The organism is Streptococcus sp. Marseille-Q7156 (genome assembly GCF_965119495.1).
Window position 1 is genome coordinate 1277911 of sequence record NZ_CBCPLU010000001.1, and the last position, 24151, is coordinate 1302061.

Annotated in this window: 6 protein-coding genes; 1 reads left to right on the forward strand and 5 read right to left on the reverse strand. The window is 41.2% G+C overall.

All coding sequences use genetic code 11. From position 1 onward, the window contains the following. Nucleotides 1–4: 4 nt before the first annotated feature. From asnS to ACWPV5_RS06045, 4 genes are all read right to left on the reverse strand, one after another. Nucleotides 5–1348, reverse strand: coding sequence for an asparagine--tRNA ligase (asnS, locus tag ACWPV5_RS06030; protein WP_000167160.1), 1344 nt, complete (start codon nt 1346–1348; stop codon nt 5–7). 24 nt (nt 1349–1372) lie between these two features. Further along, nucleotides 1373–2551: a pyridoxal phosphate-dependent aminotransferase gene (locus tag ACWPV5_RS06035; protein WP_454382842.1), complete on the reverse strand. Its 1179-nt coding sequence runs from the start codon at nt 2549–2551 to the stop codon at nt 1373–1375. Next, entirely contained in the window at nt 2548–3036 is a 489-nt protein-coding gene (locus ACWPV5_RS06040; RefSeq protein WP_049521085.1) for a cell wall elongation regulator TseB-like domain-containing protein, read from the reverse strand. Before ACWPV5_RS06040 ends, ACWPV5_RS06035 begins: the two co-directional genes overlap by 4 nt. Before the next feature lie 292 nt (nt 3037–3328). Next, the gene (locus tag ACWPV5_RS06045; protein WP_049522001.1) at nt 3329–4525 is read right to left on the reverse strand and encodes an MFS transporter; all 1197 of its coding nucleotides are present in this window, start codon (nt 4523–4525) and stop codon (nt 3329–3331) included. 389 nt (nt 4526–4914) lie between these two features. Here ACWPV5_RS06045 and ACWPV5_RS06050 point away from each other — a divergent pair, with 389 nt between their 5' ends. Continuing rightward, complete coding sequence (locus tag ACWPV5_RS06050; RefSeq protein ID WP_261124529.1) at nt 4915–5460, forward strand: NAD(P)H-dependent oxidoreductase; 546 nt, start codon at nt 4915–4917, stop codon at nt 5458–5460. A gap of 214 nt (nt 5461–5674) precedes the next feature. Here ACWPV5_RS06050 and ACWPV5_RS06055 read toward each other — a convergent pair whose 3' ends face one another. Then, on the reverse strand, nt 5675–24004 hold the full coding sequence (locus ACWPV5_RS06055; protein WP_454382845.1) for an SIALI-17 repeat-containing surface protein: 18330 nt from the start codon (nt 24002–24004) through the stop codon (nt 5675–5677). Nucleotides 24005–24151: the final 147 nt, after the last annotated feature.

The following is a 24151-nucleotide window of genomic DNA, read 5'->3' on the forward strand; positions in this document are numbered from 1 at the left end:
ATTCTTACGGTTTGATACGGTGCAACATACGTGGGAATGGAATAGCTTCACGGATGTGTTTTGTTCCTGCCGCGAAGGTGACCATACGCTCGATACCGATACCAAATCCACCGTGTGGTACAGTACCGTATTTACGAAGGTCAAGGTAAAATTCATACTCTGTACGATCCATGCCAAGTTCATCCATCTTAGCAACTAATGCATCGTAGTCTTCCTCACGCATAGATCCACCGATGATTTCTCCATAGCCTTCTGGAGCAAGCAAGTCTGCACAAAGCACACGTTCTGGATTTCCAGGAACTGGTTTCATATAGAAGGCCTTGATGGCTGCTGGATAGTTCATAACAAAAGTTGGCACACCAAAGTGGTTTGAGATCCAAGTTTCATGTGGTGAACCAAAGTCATCACCATGCTCAAGATGTTCGTAGTCAGCATCTTCATCATTCTCATGCTCTTGTAAGAGGTCAATGGCTTGATCGTAAGTGATACGTTTGAAGGGCTCTGCAATGTAGCGTTTCAAGAGTTCTGTATCACGTTCCAAGGTTTCCAAGGCTTGAGGCGCACGGTCAAGAACACCTTGAAGAAGAGCTTTTACATAAGCTTCTTGCAAGTCAAGTGACTCATCGTGTGTCAAGTATGAGTACTCTGCGTCCATCATCCAGAACTCAGTCAAGTGACGGCGTGTTTTTGATTTTTCAGCACGGAATACTGGACCAAAGTCAAAGACACGGCCAAGGGCCATCGCTCCTGCTTCTAGGTAAAGCTGACCTGATTGGCTCAAGTAAGCTGGAGTTCCGAAGTAGTCCGTTTCAAAGAGTTCAGTTGAATCTTCTGCCGCATTTCCTGAAAGGATTGGGCTATCAAACTTCATGAAGCCGTTCTTGTCAAAGAACTCATAAGTTGCATAAATAATAGCGTTACGGATTTGCATCACGGCCACTTGCTTACGAGAACGAAGCCACAAGTGACGGTTGTCCATCAAGAAGTCTGTTCCGTGTTCTTTTGGTGTGATTGGGTAGTCTTGAGATTCACCAATCACTTCGATGTCTGTAATGTCCAACTCATAGCCAAACTTAGAACGTTCGTCTTCTTTGACAATACCTGTCACATAAACAGAAGTTTCTTGGCTCAAACGTTTGATAACATCAAACTTTTCAAGTCCCACTTCTTCACCAAATTTTTCTACAAAGTTTGGTTTAAAGGCTACACCTTGGAAGAAGGCTGTTCCATCACGCAATTGCAAGAAGGCGATTTTCCCTTTTCCTGATTTGTTGGCAACCCAAGCGCCAATTGTCACTTCTTGACCAACATAGTCTTTTACATCAATAATCGTTACACGTTTTGTCATTATGTTTCCTTATCTTTTTCTTTTTTATTTTTCCATAAATGCTTTCAAGCGTTTAACTGCTTCTTTAAGCGTGTCTAGGTCTGTCGCATAGCTGAGGCGGACATTTTCTGGAGCTCCAAAGCCTGCTCCTGTTACCAAGGCCACTTCGGCTTCTTCTAAGATAGCAGTTGTAAAGTCTGTCACATCCGTATATCCTTTCATCTCCATTGCCTTTTTGACATTTGGGAAGAGGTAGAAGGCTCCTTGCGGTTTGACTACTTCAAATCCAGGAACCTCAGCAAGAAGGGGATAGATGGTATTTAGTCGCTCCTCAAAAGCCTGACGCATGTTTTCTACAGTATCTTGCTCCCCTGATAAAGCCTCAACTGCTGCATACTGGGCTACTGCTGACGGATTCGAAGTTGTTTGACCTGCAATCTTGGACATGGCAGCGATAATGTCTGCTTCTCCGACGGCATAGCCAATCCGCCAACCAGTCATAGCATAAGTTTTAGACACACCATTAATAACCACTGTTTGCTTGCGAATCGCTTCTGATAGGCTAGAAATCGGTGTGAATTCATGACCATTATAGACCAAGCGACCATAGATATCATCTGCAAGGATGAGAATGTCCTTTTCTACAGCCCAGTTTCCGATTGCCAAGAGTTCCTCACGGGTGTAAATCATACCTGTCGGATTAGATGGTGAATTCAGCACCAAAACCTTGGTCTTGTCTGTGCGAGCTGCTTCTAACTGCTCTACGGTCACCTTAAAGTGATTGTCTTCCTTAGCAGGAACAAAGACTGGCACACCCTCTGCCATCTTAACCTGATCTCCATAGCTGACCCAGTATGGAGTTGGAATAATAACCTCATCTAAAGGATTGATTACAGCCATAAAGAAAGTATAGAGGGAGAACTTGGCACCTGTGGCAAAGGTAACCTCATTACTTGCGACAGAATAGCCGTAGTAGCGCTCGAAGTAGGTATTCACTGCAGCTTTTAATTCTGGTAGACCTGAAGCTACTGTATAGAAGGAAGCCTGTCCTTCTCGAATAGCTTTAACTGCTGCATCCTGAATATTTTCAGGAGTGTGAAAATCTGGTTGTCCCAAGGTCAAGAAAAGGACATCCTTACCTTGAGCTTTTAATTTTTTTGCTCTCGCATCACTAGCTAGAGTGACACTTTCTTCCATTTCTAAAACACGGTTGGATAGTTTCATAGGCCCTCCTTATTAACCAATGCTCCTGTTTCAAAATCTACTAGATAAAAATCAGATCCTGACTTGACTTCCCAGATTGGCTTATCTTGATAACGGCCAAAGGTAATCTTGTCAATCTCGCCAGCTCCTTTTTCCTTAGAAAGAGCTTCTGCTTTTTCTTGTGAAACACCTTGATTTAGCTGATAAACGTAAATCTTATGGTCATCTTTTCCAATCAGGACAGCAAGCGATTCTTGTTTTTTATTGCGACCAAGAACGCTATAATAAGATTCCAAGCCATTGTATAAGTCAACCTGATCAGCCTGCTCTAATCCTGCATACTGCTGAGCTAATTTTTCTCCTTCACTTTTAGCTGTTTGATAGGGTTTCATGCTAAGAGAAACCAGATACAGAAAGGAAGCACTGATAACCACAAGCAAAATCGTCATCCCTAGACCATACTGCCACAGTAGATTATTTTTTGCTTTGTTTTGTCTTTTTTTCACTCGTCTATTTTACCATCTATTAAGCTTTATTACAAGTGAATGCAAGAATACTCTTCGAAAATCAAATTCAAACCACGTCAGCTTCGCCTTACCGTACTCAAGTACAGCTTACGGCTAGCTTCCTAGTTTGCTCTTTGATTTTCATTGAGTATAAGCAACCAATTCTATTTCTTCCTTCAAAGCAAACCGATTTTTCTTGATTAAAACCGAGCAAGAAAAGTAAAGACAGATCCAAAATCAACCTATTAAAAAACCTGAGCTTGACACTCAAGTTTTCGTAATTTTTTTTGATCTATGGAATCACTTTATCATCCATTCTTTTAGCCATTTTTCCTAAAAAGATAGGAAGTAGAAGGCCAATCATGACTAAAAAGAATCCTAGATAAAGAAATGTTACTACAAAGCCTAAATTGTCAATCAACCAGCCTGTCAGTGGGAAGAAGACAATCATACTCAGGCTAAACATCATAGAGTAGACACTCAGCATGGTTGCCCTTACTTCACTTGGGAGTCGCTCTTGCAAATCATTGTCAAAAATCGGCTGAAAAAGAGCATATAGAGCATTACTCATCAAATAAATCAAAATATAGATTAGAGGTGTTCCAAAGTAGGACAGCATATAGGTAACTCCAGTCAGCAGAACTAGGACAGGGAAAAGCTTCAAGGCAGCATAGTTCTTTCCAATCTTACTCGCTAGATAGACTGCGACGATATTTAAGAGACTTCCAAGTAGCATAACTGCTGAAATTTGCCAACCACTTAAATCTGGTAACTGATTTTGATAGTAAAAATAAAACATGCACATGAGTACTCCGACAATCTGAGACAAAACCATCCAGTTGAACAGCATGGGATTACGCTCCAACTCTTCCTTAACAGTCCAAATAATCTGTCTCATGGTCACACTATCAGCTTTTTCTAGCTTGACACTAGGTTCTTTCAGCATCCAAATCAGGAAAAGAACTATGATAGAAGTGGCAATCATGATATAGTAGGTCAGGTGCAATTGACCATGGACAAAAAATCCTGCCAAAACGGTCCCCAAAGACCGAGTTCCTTCTGCTACTCCTGATAGGAAACTTGAAATGGATAGATAACGCTCCCTTAGTCCAGCCTCTACAGCCGAGTCATAGACCATTGCTGCACTCGTCCCCGAATCAAAATTATAAGACAAGGCACTCACAGCCATCGCTAGTGCATAAATCCAAAAATTTCCCTGCCCTGTCAACATGAGAATGGAAGACACAATCCCTGCTATTCGGCTTAAATAAAGGTTGGTCTTATAGGAATAGCGATCAGCTAACATACCAGATGGAATTTCACAGAGAAGACTGGTCGCATGAAAGATACTCTCCAGAAGTCCAATCTGCCAAAGAGACATTCCGTTTTGACTGAGAAAGAGAATCCAAAAACTGGTAATCCCTAGAAATGCAAAAAACTCAACTCCGGCCATCAGGCCAATATTTTTCCGATAATTTCTTATTAACATATTTTCTCCTTTAACAAGTGTATTATTATTTCTTTTGTCCGTCACTTGTTAATCTTTGCCTTACATGATCTCCACCCCTTTTAGAAGCATTCTTCAATGCCATTATTGTTCCTTTAATGATTTATGAAATGATACCGGAAAATAGCTGTTCTGCGGTTTCTATTGCGAGTTTTCTTGTTTATTTTAGCACTTATGTCATCATATTACAAGAGAATGTTAGAATACTCTTCGAAAATCAAATGCATTCCAGTCGCAAGTGATTAGAGTTTCTACAATTTTATAGTTTTAATTATCTTTGAGCAAATTTCTTGCAAGTCCTTTTGTTTTGTTGTAATATGTTTTATAACAACGAGAGAGTTCTCGAAAATTTAAGAAAAAGGAGACACATCATGTCTAAAAAAGTATTATTTATCGTCGGATCACTACGTCAAGGTTCTTTTAACCACCAAATGGCTCTCGAAGCTGAGAAAGCACTTGCTGAGAAAGCGGAAGTTAGCTATCTTGATTATTCAGCCCTTCCTCTCTTCAGCCAAGATTTGGAAGTTCCAACTCATCCAGCTGTAGCGACTGCTCGTGAAGCGGTTCTCGCTGCGGATGCCATCTGGATCTTCTCGCCAGTCTACAACTTCTCTATCCCTGGAACAGTGAAGAACTTGCTTGATTGGCTATCTCGTGCCCTTGACTTGTCTGATACACGTGGCGCTTCTGCCCTTCAAGACAAGTTTGTCACCGTATCATCTGTAGCCAATGCAGGTCACGATCAACTTTTCGCTATTTACAAGGACCTCTTGCCATTTATCCGTACACAAGTCGTTGGTGATTTCACTGCTGCACGTGTCAATGACTCTGCTTGGGCAGACGGAAAATTGGTTCTCGAAGAAACAGTCCTAAACTCACTTGAAAAACAAGCTCAAGACTTGGTCAATGCGATCTAGTCATCACTAATCGCTATTCTAAAACAGACAATCGGACAGACTTTTAGCCCTCTATATAAAAGAACTAGACAATTCATCAACAATTGAATGACTAGTTCTTGAAATACGAAAAAAAGAACTAGAGTTCTCACAAATGAGTGATGTTTCTAGTTCTTTTTGATTTACAAAGACTTTATGCAGGGAAAGCTACTAAGGATCAGATGAGATCATCTATTTAAGCTTCCTCTTCATCGTCTTTTTTCTTTTTGGCAAATAGCAAACCAAATGCGCCAAGAAGAGATAGAACTCCTAATGCACCTGTAGCACGATCTGCTTTCGTACCAGTATTTGGCAATACTGCTTGCGGTTGAGAAACTGATGAAGCAGTTTCTGATACTTCATTCGGCAATTGAGTAGGTACTTCAACTGTTTGACTTGGTTGTCCAGCCGGTTGAGCAGCTGGCACCTCAGCAGGGGTAGCAGTATCTGGTCTACGATTTGTATCGTCAGATGGCGTAGCTGGTCCTTGTTGGCCGTCACCTGTTGGTCTAACTGGACTCACTTTCCTGAAGACGTGAATTACAACATCACCTTTAGTTTCTGTTCTTACAAATACATAACCTTCAATTTCACCATGTTCAAATGCTTCATTGGCTTCACCTAATACCGATGGAGCTTTGGCATCCGCTGGTTTCAATTCATTACCTTGTTCATCAACCCATTTAGTAATGATTAACTGAACTTTAGGTAATTGTACTGGATCTGGAAGTTCTCCATTTACTGCACCATGGAATTCTGGGATGTCAACTGTTGGAGGATCTATTAAGTTCCCGTTTTCATCCACTCCTGTCGTTCCAATTGGGCCGTTGTATCCTAGATTTTCTGGTTGTACCTCTGGTTCTCCATTGACTCCACCTGCAAACTCTGGAATCTCATGAGCCGGAGCATCTGGAGTGTTTACTCCACCATTAAATTCCGGAATTTTCAAAACTTCTGGTTCACCTTTTGCATATGCAAATAACAATTCATCACGAGGAATGTTATGACTGACATTTGTTTCTGGATCAGTGATTATTACATTTCCATCTGAAGCAACAATTACATCTTTTCCTGGATTTGCTTTTTTCACATTTTTCTTAACTTTATCTTGTTCATCTTGTGTTAAGTTATCAGGATTTTTCACTGGTACTTTTTCTTTAGGAACCATTGGAGTAAAGTCTTTAGGATTAACTGTAATTGTAACTTCAACGTCTTCTGTACTTCTGTCTTGATAAGTTACAGTTACTACTCCTTTTTTCTCACCATGTTTAGAAGTATCTGGAACTTTACTATCTTTCCATTCAAATGTTGAACCTTCTGGTAAATCTTTAACATTATGAATACTATCTTTTGCTAGTGGGACTTGAGCATGTTCCACCGTTTGGGCTTTTGGTTGTGGATCGTAATCGTCTTTTTGTGGCGTTACTTCAACCGTTACAGGAACTTCTTCCGTACTATGGTCTGGGTAGGTGATTAATACTTTTCCTGGTTTGCTTCCTGGTGTTGTATTGGTATCTGGTTTCTCTACCCATGTGTAGGTTGTACCTTTTGGTAAGTTGTCTGTATTGATACTTCCTTCTGCGCTTGGGTCACTACCGTGTTTGGCGGTTGGAGCTGGTTGCTTCGCAGTTGGATTGAACGTTTCTTTTTGTTCCTTAACTGTAATTGGGACTGTGACTTCATCGACTGTTCCGTCAGGATATGTCACTAAGGCTACACTTGGATGATTTCCTGGTGTGTTCACAACTGGAGTTTCTTTCCATGCGATTGTTGTGCCGCTTGGTAAGTCGGTCTTATCGACACTGTCTTCTGCCTTTGGCACTGTCCCGTTGTCCACTGTTTGGGCTTTTGGCTGTGGATCGTAATCGTCTTTTTGTGGCGTTACTTCAACCGTTACCGTAACTTCTTCTGTACTATGGTCTGGATAGGTGATTAATACTTTGCCTGTCTTACTTCCTGGAGTTGTATTCGTATCTGGTTTTTCTACCCATGTGTAGGTTGTACCTTTTGGTAGGTTGTCTGTATTGATACTTCCTTCTGCGCTTGGCTCACTGCCGTGTTTAGCTGTTGGAGCTGGATCTTTTGCCGTTGGGTTAAACGTATCTTTTTGTTCTTTCACCGTAATTGGTACTGTGACTTCATCGACTGTTCCGTCAGGATATGTCACTAAGGCTACACTTGGATGATCTCCTGGTGTATTCACAACTGGCGTGTCTTTCCATGTGACTCTTATGCCTTCTGGTAAGCCGGTTTTATCTACACTGTCTTCTGCCTTTGGCACTGTTCCGTTGTCCACTGTTTGTGGTTTCGGTTGTGGGTCGTAATCGTCTTTTTGTGGCGTTACTTCAACCGTTACGGTTACTTCTTCCGTACTCTTATCTGGGTAAGTGATTAATACTTTTCCTGGTTTGTTTCCTGGTGTTGTATTGGTATCTGGTTTTTCTACCCATGTGTAGGTTGTACCTTTTGGTAAGCCATCTGTATTGATACTTCCTTCTGCGCTTGGCTCACTGCCGTGTTTGACCGTTTGACCTGGTTCTTTCGCAGTTGGGTTGAACGTTTCTCTTTGTTCCTTAACCATAATTGGCACTGTGACTTCGTCGATTGTTCCGTCAGGATATGTCACTAAGGCTACACTTGGATGACTGCCTGGGGTGTTGACGACTGGTGTTTCTTTCCATGCGACTCTTGTACCTTCTGGTAAGCCGGTTTTGTCGACACTGTCTTCTGCGTTTGGCACTGTTCCGTTGTCCACTGTTTGTGCTTTTGGTTGTGGATCGTAATCGTCTTTTTGTGGCGTTACTTCAACCGTTACAGGAACTTCTTCCGTACTATGGTCTGGGTAGGTGATTAATACTTTTCCTGGTTTGCTTCCTGGAGTTGTATTGGTATCTGGTTTTTCTACCCATGTGTAGGTTGTACCTTTTGGCAGATTTTCTGTGTTAATACTTCCTTCTGCGCTTGGGTCACTACCGTGTTTGGCGGTTGGAGCTGGTTCTTTCGCCGTTGGGTTAAACGTATCTTTTTGTTCTTTCACCGTGATTGGGACTGTGACTTCGTCGATTGTTCCGTCAGGATATGTCACTAAGGCTACACTTGGATGATCTCCTGGTGTATTCACAACTGGAGTTTCTTTCCATGTGACTCTTGTTCCATCTGGTAAGCCGGTTTTATCTACACTGTCTTCTGCCTTTGGCACTGTTCCGTTATCTACCGTTTGTGCTTTTGGTTGTGGATCATAATCATCTTTTTGTGGCGTTACTTCTACAGTGACTGTCACTTCTTCCGTACTCTTATCTGGGTATGTGATTAATACTTTTCCTGGTTTGCTTCCTGGGGTTGTATTGGTATCTGGTTTCTCTACCCATGTGTAGGTTGTACCTTTTGGTAGGTTGTCTGTATTGATACTTCCTTCTGCGCTTGGCTCACTGCCGTGTTTAGCTGTTGGAGCTGGATCTTTTGCCGTTGGGTTAAACGTATCTTTTTGTTCTTTCACCGTAATTGGTACTGTGACTTCATCGACTGTTCCGTCAGGATATGTCACTAAGGCTACACTTGGATGATCTCCTGGTGTATTCACAACTGGCGTGTCTTTCCATGTGACTCTTATGCCTTCTGGTAAGCCGGTTTTATCTACACTGTCTTCTGCCTTTGGCACTGTTCCGTTGTCCACTGTTTGTGGTTTCGGTTGTGGGTCGTAATCGTCTTTTTGTGGCGTTACTTCAACCGTTACGGTTACTTCTTCCGTACTCTTATCTGGGTAAGTGATTAATACTTTTCCTGGTTTGTTTCCTGGTGTTGTATTGGTATCTGGTTTTTCTACCCATGTGTAGGTTGTACCTTTTGGTAAGCCATCTGTATTGATACTTCCTTCTGCGCTTGGCTCACTGCCGTGTTTGACCGTTTGACCTGGTTCTTTCGCAGTTGGGTTGAACGTTTCTCTTTGTTCCTTAACCATAATTGGCACTGTGACTTCGTCGATTGTTCCGTCAGGATATGTCACTAAGGCTACACTTGGATGACTGCCTGGGGTGTTGACGACTGGTGTTTCTTTCCATGCGACTCTTGTACCTTCTGGTAAGCCGGTTTTGTCGACACTGTCTTCTGCGTTTGGCACTGTTCCGTTATCCATCGTTTGTGGTTTCGGTTGTGGATCGTAATCATCTTTTTGTGGCGTTACTTCGACAGTTACCGTCACTTCCTCTATACTATGGTCTGGGTAGGTGATTAATACTTTCCCTGGTTTGTTTCCTGGTGTTGTATTGGTATCTGGTTTTTCTACCCATGTGTAGGTTGTACCTTTTGGTAAGTTGTCTGTATTGATACTTCCTTCTGCGCTTGGCTCACTACCGTGTTTAGCAGTTGGAGCTGGATCTTTTGCCGTTGGGTTAAACGTATCTTTTTGTTCTTTGACCGAAATTGGTACTGTGACTTCATCGACTGTTCCGTCTGGGTACGTTACTAGAGCTACACTTGGATGACTGCCTGGTGTATTCACAACTGGCGTTTCTTTCCATGCGATTGTTGTGCCGCTTGGTAAGTCGGTCTTATCGACACTGTCTTCTGCCTTTGGCACTGTCCCGTTGTCCACTGTTTGGGCTTTTGGTTGTGGATCGTAATCGTCTTTTTGTGGCGTTACTTCAACCGTTACAGGAACTTCTTCCGTACTATGGTCTGGGTAGGTGATTAATACTTTTCCTGGTTTGCTTCCTGGTGTTGTATTGGTATCTGGTTTCTCTACCCATGTGTAGGTTGTACCTTTTGGTAAGTTGTCTGTATTGATACTTCCTTCTGCGCTTGGGTCACTACCGTGTTTGGCGGTTGGAGCTGGTTGCTTCGCAGTTGGATTGAACGTTTCTTTTTGTTCCTTAACTGTAATTGGGACTGTGACTTCATCGACTGTTCCGTCAGGATATGTCACTAAGGCTACACTTGGATGATTTCCTGGTGTGTTCACAACTGGAGTTTCTTTCCATGCGATTGTTGTGCCGCTTGGTAAGTCGGTCTTATCGACACTGTCTTCTGCCTTTGGCACTGTCCCGTTGTCCACTGTTTGGGCTTTTGGCTGTGGATCGTAATCGTCTTTTTGTGGCGTTACTTCAACCGTTACCGTAACTTCTTCTGTACTATGGTCTGGATAGGTGATTAATACTTTGCCTGTCTTACTTCCTGGAGTTGTATTCGTATCTGGTTTTTCTACCCATGTGTAGGTTGTACCTTTTGGTAGGTTGTCTGTATTGATACTTCCTTCTGCGCTTGGCTCACTGCCGTGTTTAGCTGTTGGAGCTGGATCTTTTGCCGTTGGGTTAAACGTATCTTTTTGTTCTTTCACCGTAATTGGTACTGTGACTTCATCGACTGTTCCGTCAGGATATGTCACTAAGGCTACACTTGGATGATCTCCTGGTGTATTCACAACTGGCGTGTCTTTCCATGTGACTCTTATGCCTTCTGGTAAGCCGGTTTTATCTACACTGTCTTCTGCCTTTGGCACTGTTCCGTTGTCCACTGTTTGTGGTTTCGGTTGTGGGTCGTAATCGTCTTTTTGTGGCGTTACTTCAACCGTTACGGTTACTTCTTCCGTACTCTTATCTGGGTAAGTGATTAATACTTTTCCTGGTTTGTTTCCTGGTGTTGTATTGGTATCTGGTTTTTCTACCCATGTGTAGGTTGTACCTTTTGGTAAGCCATCTGTATTGATACTTCCTTCTGCGCTTGGCTCACTGCCGTGTTTGACCGTTTGACCTGGTTCTTTCGCAGTTGGGTTGAACGTTTCTCTTTGTTCCTTAACCATAATTGGCACTGTGACTTCGTCGATTGTTCCGTCAGGATATGTCACTAAGGCTACACTTGGATGACTGCCTGGGGTGTTGACGACTGGTGTTTCTTTCCATGCGACTCTTGTACCTTCTGGTAAGCCGGTTTTGTCGACACTGTCTTCTGCGTTTGGCACTGTTCCGTTGTCCACTGTTTGTGCTTTTGGTTGTGGATCGTAATCGTCTTTTTGTGGCGTTACTTCAACCGTTACAGGAACTTCTTCCGTACTATGGTCTGGGTAGGTGATTAATACTTTTCCTGGTTTGCTTCCTGGAGTTGTATTGGTATCTGGTTTTTCTACCCATGTGTAGGTTGTACCTTTTGGCAGATTTTCTGTGTTAATACTTCCTTCTGCGCTTGGGTCACTACCGTGTTTGGCGGTTGGAGCTGGTTCTTTCGCCGTTGGGTTAAACGTATCTTTTTGTTCTTTCACCGTGATTGGGACTGTGACTTCGTCGATTGTTCCGTCAGGATATGTCACTAAGGCTACACTTGGATGATCTCCTGGTGTATTCACAACTGGAGTTTCTTTCCATGTGACTCTTGTTCCATCTGGTAAGCCGGTTTTATCTACACTGTCTTCTGCCTTTGGCACTGTTCCGTTATCTACCGTTTGTGCTTTTGGTTGTGGATCATAATCATCTTTTTGTGGCGTTACTTCTACAGTGACTGTCACTTCTTCCGTACTCTTATCTGGGTATGTGATTAATACTTTTCCTGGTTTGCTTCCTGGGGTTGTATTGGTATCTGGTTTCTCTACCCATGTGTAGGTTGTACCTTTTGGTAAGCCATCTGTATTGATACTTCCTTCTGCACTTGGCTCACTACCGTGTTTTGCCGTTTGACCTGGTTCTTTTGCCGTTGGGTTAAACGTATCTTTTTGTTCTTTGACCGAAATTGGTACTGTGACTTCATCGACTGTTCCGTCAGGATATGTCACTAAGGCTACACTTGGATGATCTCCTGGTGTATTCACAACTGGAGTTTCTTTCCATGTGACTCTTGTTCCATCTGGTAAGCCGGTTTTATCTACACTGTCTTCTGCCTTTGGCACTGTTCCGTTGTCCACTGTTTGGGCTTTTGGTTGTGGATCATAATCATCTTTTTGTGGCGTTACTTCTACAGTGACTGTCACTTCTTCCGTACTCTTATCTGGGTATGTGATTAATACTTTTCCTGGTTTGCTTCCTGGAGTTGTATTCGTATCTGGTTTTTCTACCCATGTGTAGGTTGTACCTTTTGGTAGGTTGTCTGTATTGATACTTCCTTCTGCGCTTGGCTCACTGCCGTGTTTAGCTGTTGGAGCTGGATCTTTTGCCGTTGGGTTAAACGTATCTTTTTGTTCTTTCACCGTAATTGGTACTGTGACTTCGTCGATTGTTCCGTCAGGATATGTCACTAAGGCTACACTTGGATGATCTCCTGGTGTATTCACAACTGGCGTGTCTTTCCATGTGACTCTTGTTCCATCTGGTAAGCCGGTTTTATCTACACTGTCTTCTGCCTTTGGCACTGTTCCGTTATCTACCGTTTGTGCTTTTGGTTGTGGATCATAATCATCTTTTTGTGGCGTTACTTCTACAGTGACTGTCACTTCTTCCGTACTCTTATCTGGGTATGTGATTAATACTTTTCCTGGTTTGCTTCCTGGGGTTGTATTGGTATCTGGTTTCTCTACCCATGTGTAGGTTGTACCTTTTGGTAAGCCATCTGTATTGATACTTCCTTCTGCACTTGGCTCACTACCGTGTTTTGCCGTTTGACCTGGTTCTTTTGCCGTTGGGTTAAACGTATCTTTTTGTTCTTTGACCGAAATTGGTACTGTGACTTCATCGACTGTTCCGTCAGGATATGTCACTAAGGCTACACTTGGATGATCTCCTGGTGTATTCACAACTGGAGTTTCTTTCCATGTGACTCTTGTTCCATCTGGTAAGCCGGTTTTATCTACACTGTCTTCTGCCTTTGGCACTGTTCCGTTGTCCACTGTTTGGGCTTTTGGTTGTGGATCATAATCATCTTTTTGTGGCGTTACTTCTACAGTGACTGTCACTTCTTCCGTACTCTTATCTGGGTATGTGATTAATACTTTTCCTGGTTTGCTTCCTGGAGTTGTATTCGTATCTGGTTTTTCTACCCATGTGTAGGTTGTACCTTTTGGTAGGTTGTCTGTATTGATACTTCCTTCTGCGCTTGGCTCACTGCCGTGTTTAGCTGTTGGAGCTGGATCTTTTGCCGTTGGGTTAAACGTATCTTTTTGTTCTTTCACCGTAATTGGTACTGTGACTTCATCGACTGTTCCGTCAGGATATGTCACTAAGGCTACACTTGGATGATCTCCTGGTGTATTCACAACTGGCGTGTCTTTCCATGTGACTCTTATGCCTTCTGGTAAGCCGGTTTTATCTACACTGTCTTCTGCCTTTGGCACTGTTCCGTTGTCCACTGTTTGTGGTTTCGGTTGTGGGTCGTAATCGTCTTTTTGTGGCGTTACTTCAACCGTTACGGTTACTTCTTCCGTACTCTTATCTGGGTAAGTGATTAATACTTTTCCTGGTTTGTTTCCTGGTGTTGTATTGGTATCTGGTTTTTCTACCCATGTGTAGGTTGTACCTTTTGGTAAGCCATCTGTATTGATACTTCCTTCTGCGCTTGGCTCACTGCCGTGTTTGACCGTTTGACCTGGTTCTTTCGCAGTTGGGTTGAACGTTTCTCTTTGTTCCTTAACCATAATTGGCACTGTGACTTCGTCGATTGTTCCGTCAGGATATGTCACTAAGGCTACACTTGGATGACTGCCTGGGGTGTTGACGACTGGTGTTTCTTTCCATGCGACTCTTGTACCTTCTGGTAAGCCGGTTTTGTCGACACTGTCTTCTGCGTTTGGCACTGTTCCGTTATCCATCGTTTGTGGTTTCGGTTGTGGATCGTAATCATCTTTTTGTGGCGTTACTTCGACAGTTACCGTCACTTCCTCTATACTATGGTCTGGGTAGGTGATTAATACTTTCCCTGGTTTGTTTCCTGGTGTTGTATTGGTATCTGGTTTTTCTACCCATGTGTAGGTTGTACCTTTTGGTAAGTTGTCTGTATTGATACTTCCTTCTGCGCTTGGCTCACTACCGTGTTTAGCAGTTGGAGCTGGATCTTTTGCCGTTGGGTTAAACGTATCTTTTTGTTCTTTGACCGAAATTGGTACTGTGACTTCATCGACTGTTCCGTCTGGGTACGTTACTAGAGCTACACTTGGATGACTGCCTGGGGTGTTGACGACTGGTGTTTCTTTCCATGCGACTCTTGTACCTTCTGGTAAGTCGGTCTTATCGACACTGTCTTCTGCCTTTGGCACTGTCCCGTTGTCCACTGTTTGGGCTTTTAGTTGTGGATCATAATCATCTTTTTGTGGCGTTACTTCAACCGTTACAGGAACTTCTTCCGTACTATGGTCTGGATAGGTGATTAATACTTTGCCTGTCTTACTTCCTGGAGTTGTATTCGTATCTGGTTTTTCTACCCATGTGTAGGTTGTACCTTTTGGTAGGTTGTCTGTATTGATACTTCCTTCTGCGCTTGGCTCACTGCCGTGTTTAGCTGTTGGAGCTGGATCTTTTGCCGTTGGGTTAAACGTATCTTTTTGTTCTTTCACCGTAATTGGTACTGTGACTTCGTCGATTGTTCCGTCAGGATATGTCACTAAGGCTACACTTGGATGATCTCCTGGTGTATTCACAACTGGCGTGTCTTTCCATGTGACTCTTGTGGCTTCTGGTAAGCCGGTTTTATCTACACTGTCTTCTGCCTTTGGCACTGTTCCGTTATCTACCGTTTGTGCTTTTGGTTGTGGATCGTAATCATCTTTTTGTGGCGTTACTTCTACAGTGACTGTCACTTCTTCCGTACTCTTATCTGGGTATGTGATTAATACTTTTCCTGATTTGCTTCCTGGGGTTGTATTGGTATCTGGTTTTTCTACCCATTTATACGTTGTGCCACTTGGTAAGCCATCAGTATTGATACTTCCTTCTGCACTTGGGTCACTACCGTGTTTAGCAGTTGGAGCTGGATCTTTTGCCGTTGGGTTAAACGTATCTTTTTGTTCTTTCACCGAAATTGGTACTGTGACTTCATCGACTGTTCCGTCTGGATAGGTGACTAAGGCTACACTTGGATGACTGCCTGGGGTGTTGACGACTGGTGTTTCTTTCCATGCGACTCTTGTTCCGCTTGGTAAGTCGGTCTTATCGACACTGTCTTCTGCCTTTGGCACTGTTCCGTTGTCCACTGTTTGTGGTTTCGGTTGTGGATCGTAATCGTCTTTTTGTGGCGTTACTTCAACCGTTACAGGAACTTCTTCCGTACTATGGTCTGGGTAGGTGATTAATACTTTTCCTGGTTTGTTTCCTGGGGTTGTATTGGTATCTGGTTTTTCTACCCATGTGTAGGTTGTACCTTTGGGTAAGCCATCTGTATTGATACTTCCTTCTGAGCTTGGGTCACCTCCGTGTTTTACGGTTTGGTTCGGTTCTTTTGCCGTTGGGTTGAACGTATCTTTTTGTTCTTTCACCGTGATTGGGACTGTGACTTCATCGACTGTTCCGTCTGGATAGGTCACTAAGGCTACACTTGGATGACTTCCTGGGGTGTTGACGACTGGTGTGTCTTTCCATGTGACCCTTGTGCCTTCTGGTAAGCCAGTTTTGGTTACACTTGTTTCTGGATCTGGTACGTGACCATTGTCAACCGTTTGGGCTTTTGGTTGTGGATCGTAATCGTCTTTTTGTGGCGTTACTTCAACCGTTACGGTTACTTCTTCCGTACTATTATCTGGGTAAGTGATTAATACTTTTCCTGGTTTGTTTCCTGGTGTTGTATTGGTATCTGGTTTTTCTACCCATGTGTAGGTTGTACCTTTTGGTAAGTTGTCTGTATTGATACTTCCTTCTGCGCTTGGCTCACTGCCGTGTTTTTCGGTTGGAGCTGGTTGCTTCGCAGTTGGATTGAACGTTTCTTTTTGTTCCTTAACTGTAATTGGGACTGTGACTTCATCGACTGTTCCGTCAGGATATGTCACTAAGGCTACACTTGGATGATCTCCTGGTGTATTCACAACTGGAGTTTCTTTCCATGTGACTCTTGTTCCATCTGGTAAGCCGGTTTTATCTACACTGTCTTCTGCCTTTGGCACTGTTCCGTTATCTACCGTTTGTGCTTTTAGTTGTGGATCATAATCATCTTTTTGTGGCGTTACTTCAACCGTTACAGGAACTTCTTCCGTACTATGGTCTGGGTAGGTGATTAATACTTTTCCTGGTTTGCTTCCTGGAGTTGTATTGGTATCTGGTTTTTCTACCCATTTATACGTTGTGCCACTTGGTAAGCCATCAGTATTGATACTTCCTTCTGCACTTGGGTCACTACCGTGTTTAGCAGTTGGAGCTGGATCTTTTGCCGTTGGGTTAAACGTATCTTTTTGTTCTTTCACCGTAATTGGTACTGTGACTTCGTCGATTGTTCCGTCAGGATATGTCACTAAGGCTACACTTGGATGATCTCCTGGTGTATTCACAACTGGCGTGTCTTTCCATGTGACTCTTGTGCCTTCTGGTAAGCCGGTTTTGTTTACACTTGTTTCTGGATCTGGTACGTGTCCATTGTCCACTTCCTGCGCTATTGCGGTTGGGCTGTATTTTCCACGCATTGACCAAACTGTAATATTTACTAAGATTGATGTCGAATTCCCAGCTTTATCTCTAGCTACTATCGTTACACCATGCATTACATTATCAGAATCAATTCTCGGTACTTCTAGAACACCCTCTTTGAACACAATTGTTCCAGAAGCTTGATCAAATGTTAAGAATGAAGGCATATTTCTCACTTCAATAGCAGCAATTCCACTACCATTTGCATTATCTTTTGCCTCAACCTTCATAGGAGGCAATGTTTTATCTAAAGCCGTCATTTCCCAGTTTGTATTTTCTGCTGGTGTTTGAATTGTTGGATCCGTAACATCTTTTACTTTCAATGGAATTGTAACGTCTTGTTCTGAACCATCAATATATGTTACTTTTGCTTGTATTGTTTGGTCTCCATACGCCTCAGTGTTAATTGGTGTTTTGGATTCCACGGTTGCAATTTTAGGATTTCCATTCTCACCTTGCGCATTTGTCGCAGTTACTGCTCCTTTTAACATTTCTGGAGTAACTGATACATTTTGATTTACTTCAATTTGTGTTCCAGTTGCTGTAAAATCTTCACTTACTTTTCTAACCGTTACATTTACTGTCACTACATCTTTTGAACCATCTGGATAAGTAATTTCGACTTCACCAGTTGTTGCACCAGGTATGTTAACTACAGGTGGAGTTTTCCATGTTACTTTTGTTCCATCAGGTAAGCTTGCTTTATCAACACTTGCATTAGGATCTGGCACTTGTCCATAACCTGTATTTTGTGGAATTGGCGTTGGAGTATTCTTCGCACTCATTGAAGATACAGTGATTTTCGCAGTTCTTTCGCTGACATTTCCTGCTTTGTCTTCTGCTCGAATGTTTAAAGTAAATTCTTGACTTGGTGTATTCTCAGCTAGTTTTTCTACTGTTTGTTTTCCTGATTTGAATTTAATAGCGTTAGTTGTACTATCATATTCTAAGTAATCAGGCAATCCAGTCACCGTGACGTTTTTAATTCCACTACCGTTTGCATTATCTTCTGCTTCAATCTTCATAGGAGGCAATGTTTTATCTAAAGCAGTCATCTCCCAGTTTGTATTTTCCGCCGGTGCTGAGATAGTTGGTTTCGTCACGTCTTTAACTTTCAATGGAATTGTTACTTCTTTCGTTTTTCCATCTTTGAAAGTTACTGTGGCAGTAATGTTTTGGTCACCATAGTTAGCTGTGCTGATTGTAGGTGCTGTAACTGTTGAAATCTTATCTGTTCCATTCACGCTTCCTACTGTTGAAGTTGCGGTTACTTTCGCTTTTAAGTCGTCGTTAGAAATTGGATCATTTTGATTTACTTCAATTGGTGCTCCAGTTACTTCATATTCTGAACTTAATTCTTTTACTGTAACTTTTACATCTACTGTATCTTTCGAACCATCTTTATAGATTACTTCTACTACTCCGTCTTTTTCTCCAGGTGTTGTTGTACTTGGTATTGTTTTCCAAGCATAACTTGTTCCTTCAGGTAAGTTTGTTTTATTTACGCTTGTTCCTGCATCTGGAATTTCACCATAACTTACTGTTTGTTTGTCTGGGTTTGCAGTAGCTTCGTATTTGGTAGTCATTGATTTCACAGTAATGGTTACGTTTGTTGTTGCTTCGTTTCCTGCGTTATCAGCTACTGTGACTTTCACATTATGAGGTTGTACATCTGTTCCTTCTGGTAAACTTGGTACTCCTGTTACGCCTTCTTTGAACTGAATCTTCTTAGTTGACTCATTATATTCTAAGAAATCTGGTAAGCCTGTAACAGTCGTTGTCTTAACACCACTTCCTCCTGTATTGTCTTCGCTTGTTACAGGGATTTCTGGGTTTGATCCTTCTACTGCGATTAAGTTCCAATTTTGTCCGTTAGTTGGGGCTGACATAGTAGGTTTCGTTACATCTTTAACTTTCAACGGAATCGTCACTTCTTTGGTTGTTCCATCTTTGAAAGTTACTGTGGCAGTAATGTTTTGCTCACCATAATTAGCTGTATTGATTGTAGGGGCCGTTACTGTTGAAATCTTATCCGTTCCACTAACATTTCCTACTGTTGAAATTGCGGTTACTTTAGCTTTTAAGTCATCGTTTGTTACTGGAGTATTTTGATTAACTTCGATTGGTGATCCCGTTACATTATACTCGTCACTTAATTTGCTTACATTTACTGTCACATCTACTGTATCTTTCGAACCGTCAGGATATGTTACAGTAACCACTCCTGCTTTATCCCCAGCCCCTTCTGTCGTGCTTGGAGTTGTTTTCCATGCGTAACTTGTTCCTTCTGGTAAGCCGGTTTTATTCACGCTTGTTCCTGCATCTGGAGTCGCTCCATAACTTACTGTTTGTTTTTGAGGATTAGCTGTTGCATCATATTTTGTAGTCATTGATTTCACAGTTATTGTTACGTTTGTTGTTGTTTCATTTCCTGCGTTATCTACAACTGTGATAGTTACATTATGAGGTTGTACATCTGTTCCTTCTGATAAACTTGGTACACCCGACACTCCTGCTTTGAACTGAATCTTCTTAGTTGATTCATTATATTCTAAGAAATCTGGTAAACCTGTTACTGTCGTTGTCTTAACACCACTTCCTCCTGTATTGTCTTCGCTTGTTACAGAGATTTCTGGGTTTGATCCTTCTACTGCGATTAAGTCCCAATTTTGTCTATCCGTTAGTGACTCAATCGTTGGTTTCGTTACATCTTTAACTTTCAACGGAATTGTCACAGGTTTGGTTGTTCCATCTTTGAAAGTTACTGTGGCAGTAATGTTTTGTTCACCATAGTTAGCTGTGCTGATTTCAGGTGCTGTAACTGTTGAAATCTTATCTGTTCCATTTACATTGCCTACTGTTGAAGTTGCGGTTACTTTAGCTTTTAAGTCATCGTTTGTAACTGGAGTGTTTTGATTTACTTCTATTTGCGCTCCTGAAACATCGTACTCATCACCTAGCTTACGAACTTTTACAGTAACTGTTACTTCATCTACTGAATCATCTGGATAAGTAACTTTCACGACTCCTGTTTTATTTCCAGGTCTGCTCGTATCCGGAGTTGATTGCCATGTATATTGAGCATCAGTTGGTAATCCTGCTGTATTCACACTTGTTTTCGGATTAGGAGTTTCACCATGGCTCACTTCTTGAATCGTTGCATTCGCTTGTGGATTATGCTTTTCGGCCATAGTTATGTGAGTAATACTAAATGTTCGTTCACTACTATTTCCTGCATTATCTTCCACATGTAACGTTATATTTCTTGTCGTACGATTAATTCCAGACAATTTCGGAACTTCACGTTCTCCATCTTGGAAAACGATGCTACTTGTTGTTTTGTCGTATTTCAAGAAACTTGGTAAGTTAATTGGAAAAATACTTTTAATTCCACTTCCTCCAGGATTATCAGAAACTGCTATTTTAATAGGAGGCAATGTCTTATCTAACGCTGTGATTTCCCATGTTTTACCTTCTGTTGGTGTTTGAATCGTTGGAGCAGTTACGTCTTTTACTTCTAGAGGAATTGTTACTGAATCTGTCGTATCGTCAAGGTATGTTACTGTGGTATTAATTGTTTTATTACCAAATTTCGAAGTACTTATTGTACCCTCAGAAGTAACAGCTTTAACTTTGTTATTACCATTATTGCTAATTCTTACTGCTGCTTTTAGGGATTCATTTGTCACAGGAGCATTTTGTTCTCTTACGATTTTATTCCCTGTTGGTTCGTGTTCATCAGCTAGTCTTCGAACATTTACAATAACATTCACGGTATCTTTTGAACCGTCAGGGTATGTTACCGTTACTACGCCTGATTTATCTCCAGGTCCTGTTGTTGTACTTGGAGTTGTTGCCCACGTGTATGCAGTCCCTGTAGGTAAGCCGTTCTTATTCACGCTTGTTCCTGCATCTGGAGTTACTCCATAACTTACTGTTTGTTTTTGTGAATTTGGAGTCGCTGTATATTTCGTTGTCATTGACTTCACAGTAATGGTTACTTGTCTTTGACTTGAATTGTTTGAATTATCGGTAACTTGGATAGTAGCATTATAAATTTTACTATCTTGCCCAACAGGTAGTTTCGTTACTTCTTGAACTCCATTTTTAAACTTAATTGTTTTAGTTACATCATCATATACTAAGAAATCTGGCAAACCTGTTATCGTTGTTGATTTAACCCCAGTTCCTCCGTTATTATCCACAGAAGTCACCTTGATTGAAGGTAATGTTCTATCCAATGCAATTAAATCCCAATTTTGTCTATCGCTTGGTGTTTGAATTGTTGGTGCTGTTACATCTTTTACTTCAAGTGGAATATCAACAGGATCAGTTGTATTGTCTAAATACGTCACTGTTGCTCTAATTGTTTGTGTACCTGCATTTACAGTGCTAATAGAAGATCCAGTAACAGATTTCACTTTACTATTACCGCTATTATTCACACTTACAGCAGCTTTTAAATCATTATTTGTAACAGGAACATTCTGATTTCTAACAATTTTGGTTCCTGTAGGAACATATTCGTCACTTAATTTTCGTACAGCTACTGTTACATTCACTGTATCTTTTGAAGTATCTGGATAAGTTACTTCTACTACCCCAGATTTGTTACCTGGACTAGATGTGTCCGGTTTTGTTTTCCAAGCATATGTTGTTCCAGATGGTAAACCTGTAGTACTCACACTCGCTTCTGCACTTGGTTCAGCTCTATAACTTACTGTTTGTGTTTGTGGATTCGCAACTGCTGTATATTTATCTGTCTGAGCTTGAACATTGAATCTAATTGCTTTAGTAGCCGTATTTCCTTTTTTATCCACTGCTTTAACAGTAGCTTGAAAACTTTGTAATTGATTTGGAATTACACCAGATAATTCAATTCTTTTTGTTGAAGGATTATATCTTAAAGGATTGGCTAAATTTTCAACTACAATCGGATTAGCATCTTTAAGACCAATACCTCTAGTATTATCCTGTGCATCAACGGAAATATTAGTTGGCAATCCTTCTGCTCTTGTTAGAGTTACAGTGTCAGGCGCAGTAATCGTTGGATTAATATTATCTACAATCTCAACCGGAATATTCACAGTTTTCATCAAATGGTTGCCACGAAGAATTTCGATTTCTTTATGCTGGATACCTGCTGCAGCAGTATCTACATTAGATGACCCACCTTTCCAACGAACGGTTAACTCTCCGGGAACCGCTGAATTATTTGAAACTGTTACGTAATTTCTAGCATCTCCTAATTGACCAGATTGATTTTGATTAATTTTCTTATCTTCTTTTCCTATAAAATCTAAAACAGTATAAGGAGTTGTTACATCTTTTTTTACCCCATTTTGATAAGTGGTCGTTACGACAACGTTTCTTGTGCCTGCTTGTTGCAAATTAAAAGGGGTTTTATAGGTTACTTGAGCCGTTGCTGGTACTTCGTGTCCTGTTTTTGAGCGTACTAATTCCCTTGGATTCGTATATAATTCTTTTGAATCCCCAAAATAAGCCGTCAAACTAGAATGTTTTGCTTCAACATCATTTGTTGCATTTGTCTGAATGGTTTTAGGATTAAATCCATCTTTAAAATGGATTGTCATCGTTGTTCCATCAGCAGAAATTTCAGCGCGCTCAAAGTCACTTTTATGACCTGAAGGTTTCATAATATCTGGATGTTCTGCTTTAAATTTCTCAATTAAAGCTGTTTTTTCATTTTCAGTTAAATGACGAACATCATCTACATATGTCTGCGATAAATCCTTTACTGTATTACGATCACTTTGCGGTTTAATAATAAAAGTAAATGTATAAGGTTTTAACTGATTTGGAGCTACTCTTGTATTCGAAGCAATATGAACTTCATATCTACCAGGTTGAACTATTGCTCCTTCTCCTACAACCCCTCTAATAGCAGCATTCGTAATAGGATTATTGATCTCAGTTCTACCATACTCTATTTCACGTACTCTTTGAACTCCTGCCTTCTTATCCCAGTATGCAACTTGCATTTTTAATCCTTTAATAGGAGAATTTGCGGTAAAACCTACTGTAACAATATAATACGGGGTTACATCTTCTACTACTTTTCCTCGAGCATACGTAGTGAACTTTCTTTCATTCCCTACTCTTTCGCCTTTTATCTCGATTAAACTCCAAATTTCATCTGAATTATAATAAACAGCAGTACTTCCATTTTCAATAAGATTACCATCTCTTCTATTTTCCTTGGGAGTGTATACTATCCCTCTAAACCCGCTCTCTCCCCTACCATCAATCGGTTTCCCATTGCGTGGGTCACGTTTTCCAGAATGTGCTCGTGTTACTCTATTAGCCACTTTGTTGCGGAGGCTTTTCGCTTCATTTAGAGCACCATCAACTTCACTATCAGTGGATTTTTCCTCAGACAAATCACCAAATACTTGAAGAGATTTGCTTTCAGATTCACTAAATTCATAGCTAATTTCTCCTGCTAATTGGTTAATTTCTGAAACAAGAGCCTGAACCTTAGCGATCTTTTCTGTTAAAAGATTTTTCTTTTCATCACTATCGTTTGCTTTGTCTGCTTGCTTTTCTTTTTTGTCTATGTCATTGCTTTTCTCTTCCAGTTGGGCAAATGAGTCCGACAAAACTTGAACTTCTTTATCTATCTCATCCTGACTAGCACCTGCCTTATCCAAGACTGCTTGCGCACGCGACAAAGAGAGATTAAGATTTTCAACTGATTTGACTGTTTTAGTCTGTAAATCAGTGTTCCTAATCTTTTCAATTAATTCATTTAAAGCAGTTTTATTCACAGTTTTGACTGTATTCTCTACAGCCTTTTCAGCACTTTTATCTTCTTGCACATTTTCAGAAATCTTATCTGATTCTTTAACATGATTTTCTACCTGTGGATGATTTTCCTCATCGTTTGGAACCTTTTCACTATTCGGATCTTCATCTTTGGCTTTAGTTGAATCATTCAGAGACGCAACCATTTCATCAGCATGAACAAGATGTGGATTCTGTATCATTACTGCTCCTGTAGCCAAAAAAAGAGTGCACCCAAAAAGAAAATGCTTCCCTTTCTTTATCATCCGCCAATTCTTTTGATTGATTCCTTTTCGATTAAAAAACATAGAGAACTCCTCATTAAACCAAGCAATTATTTTTCCTATATA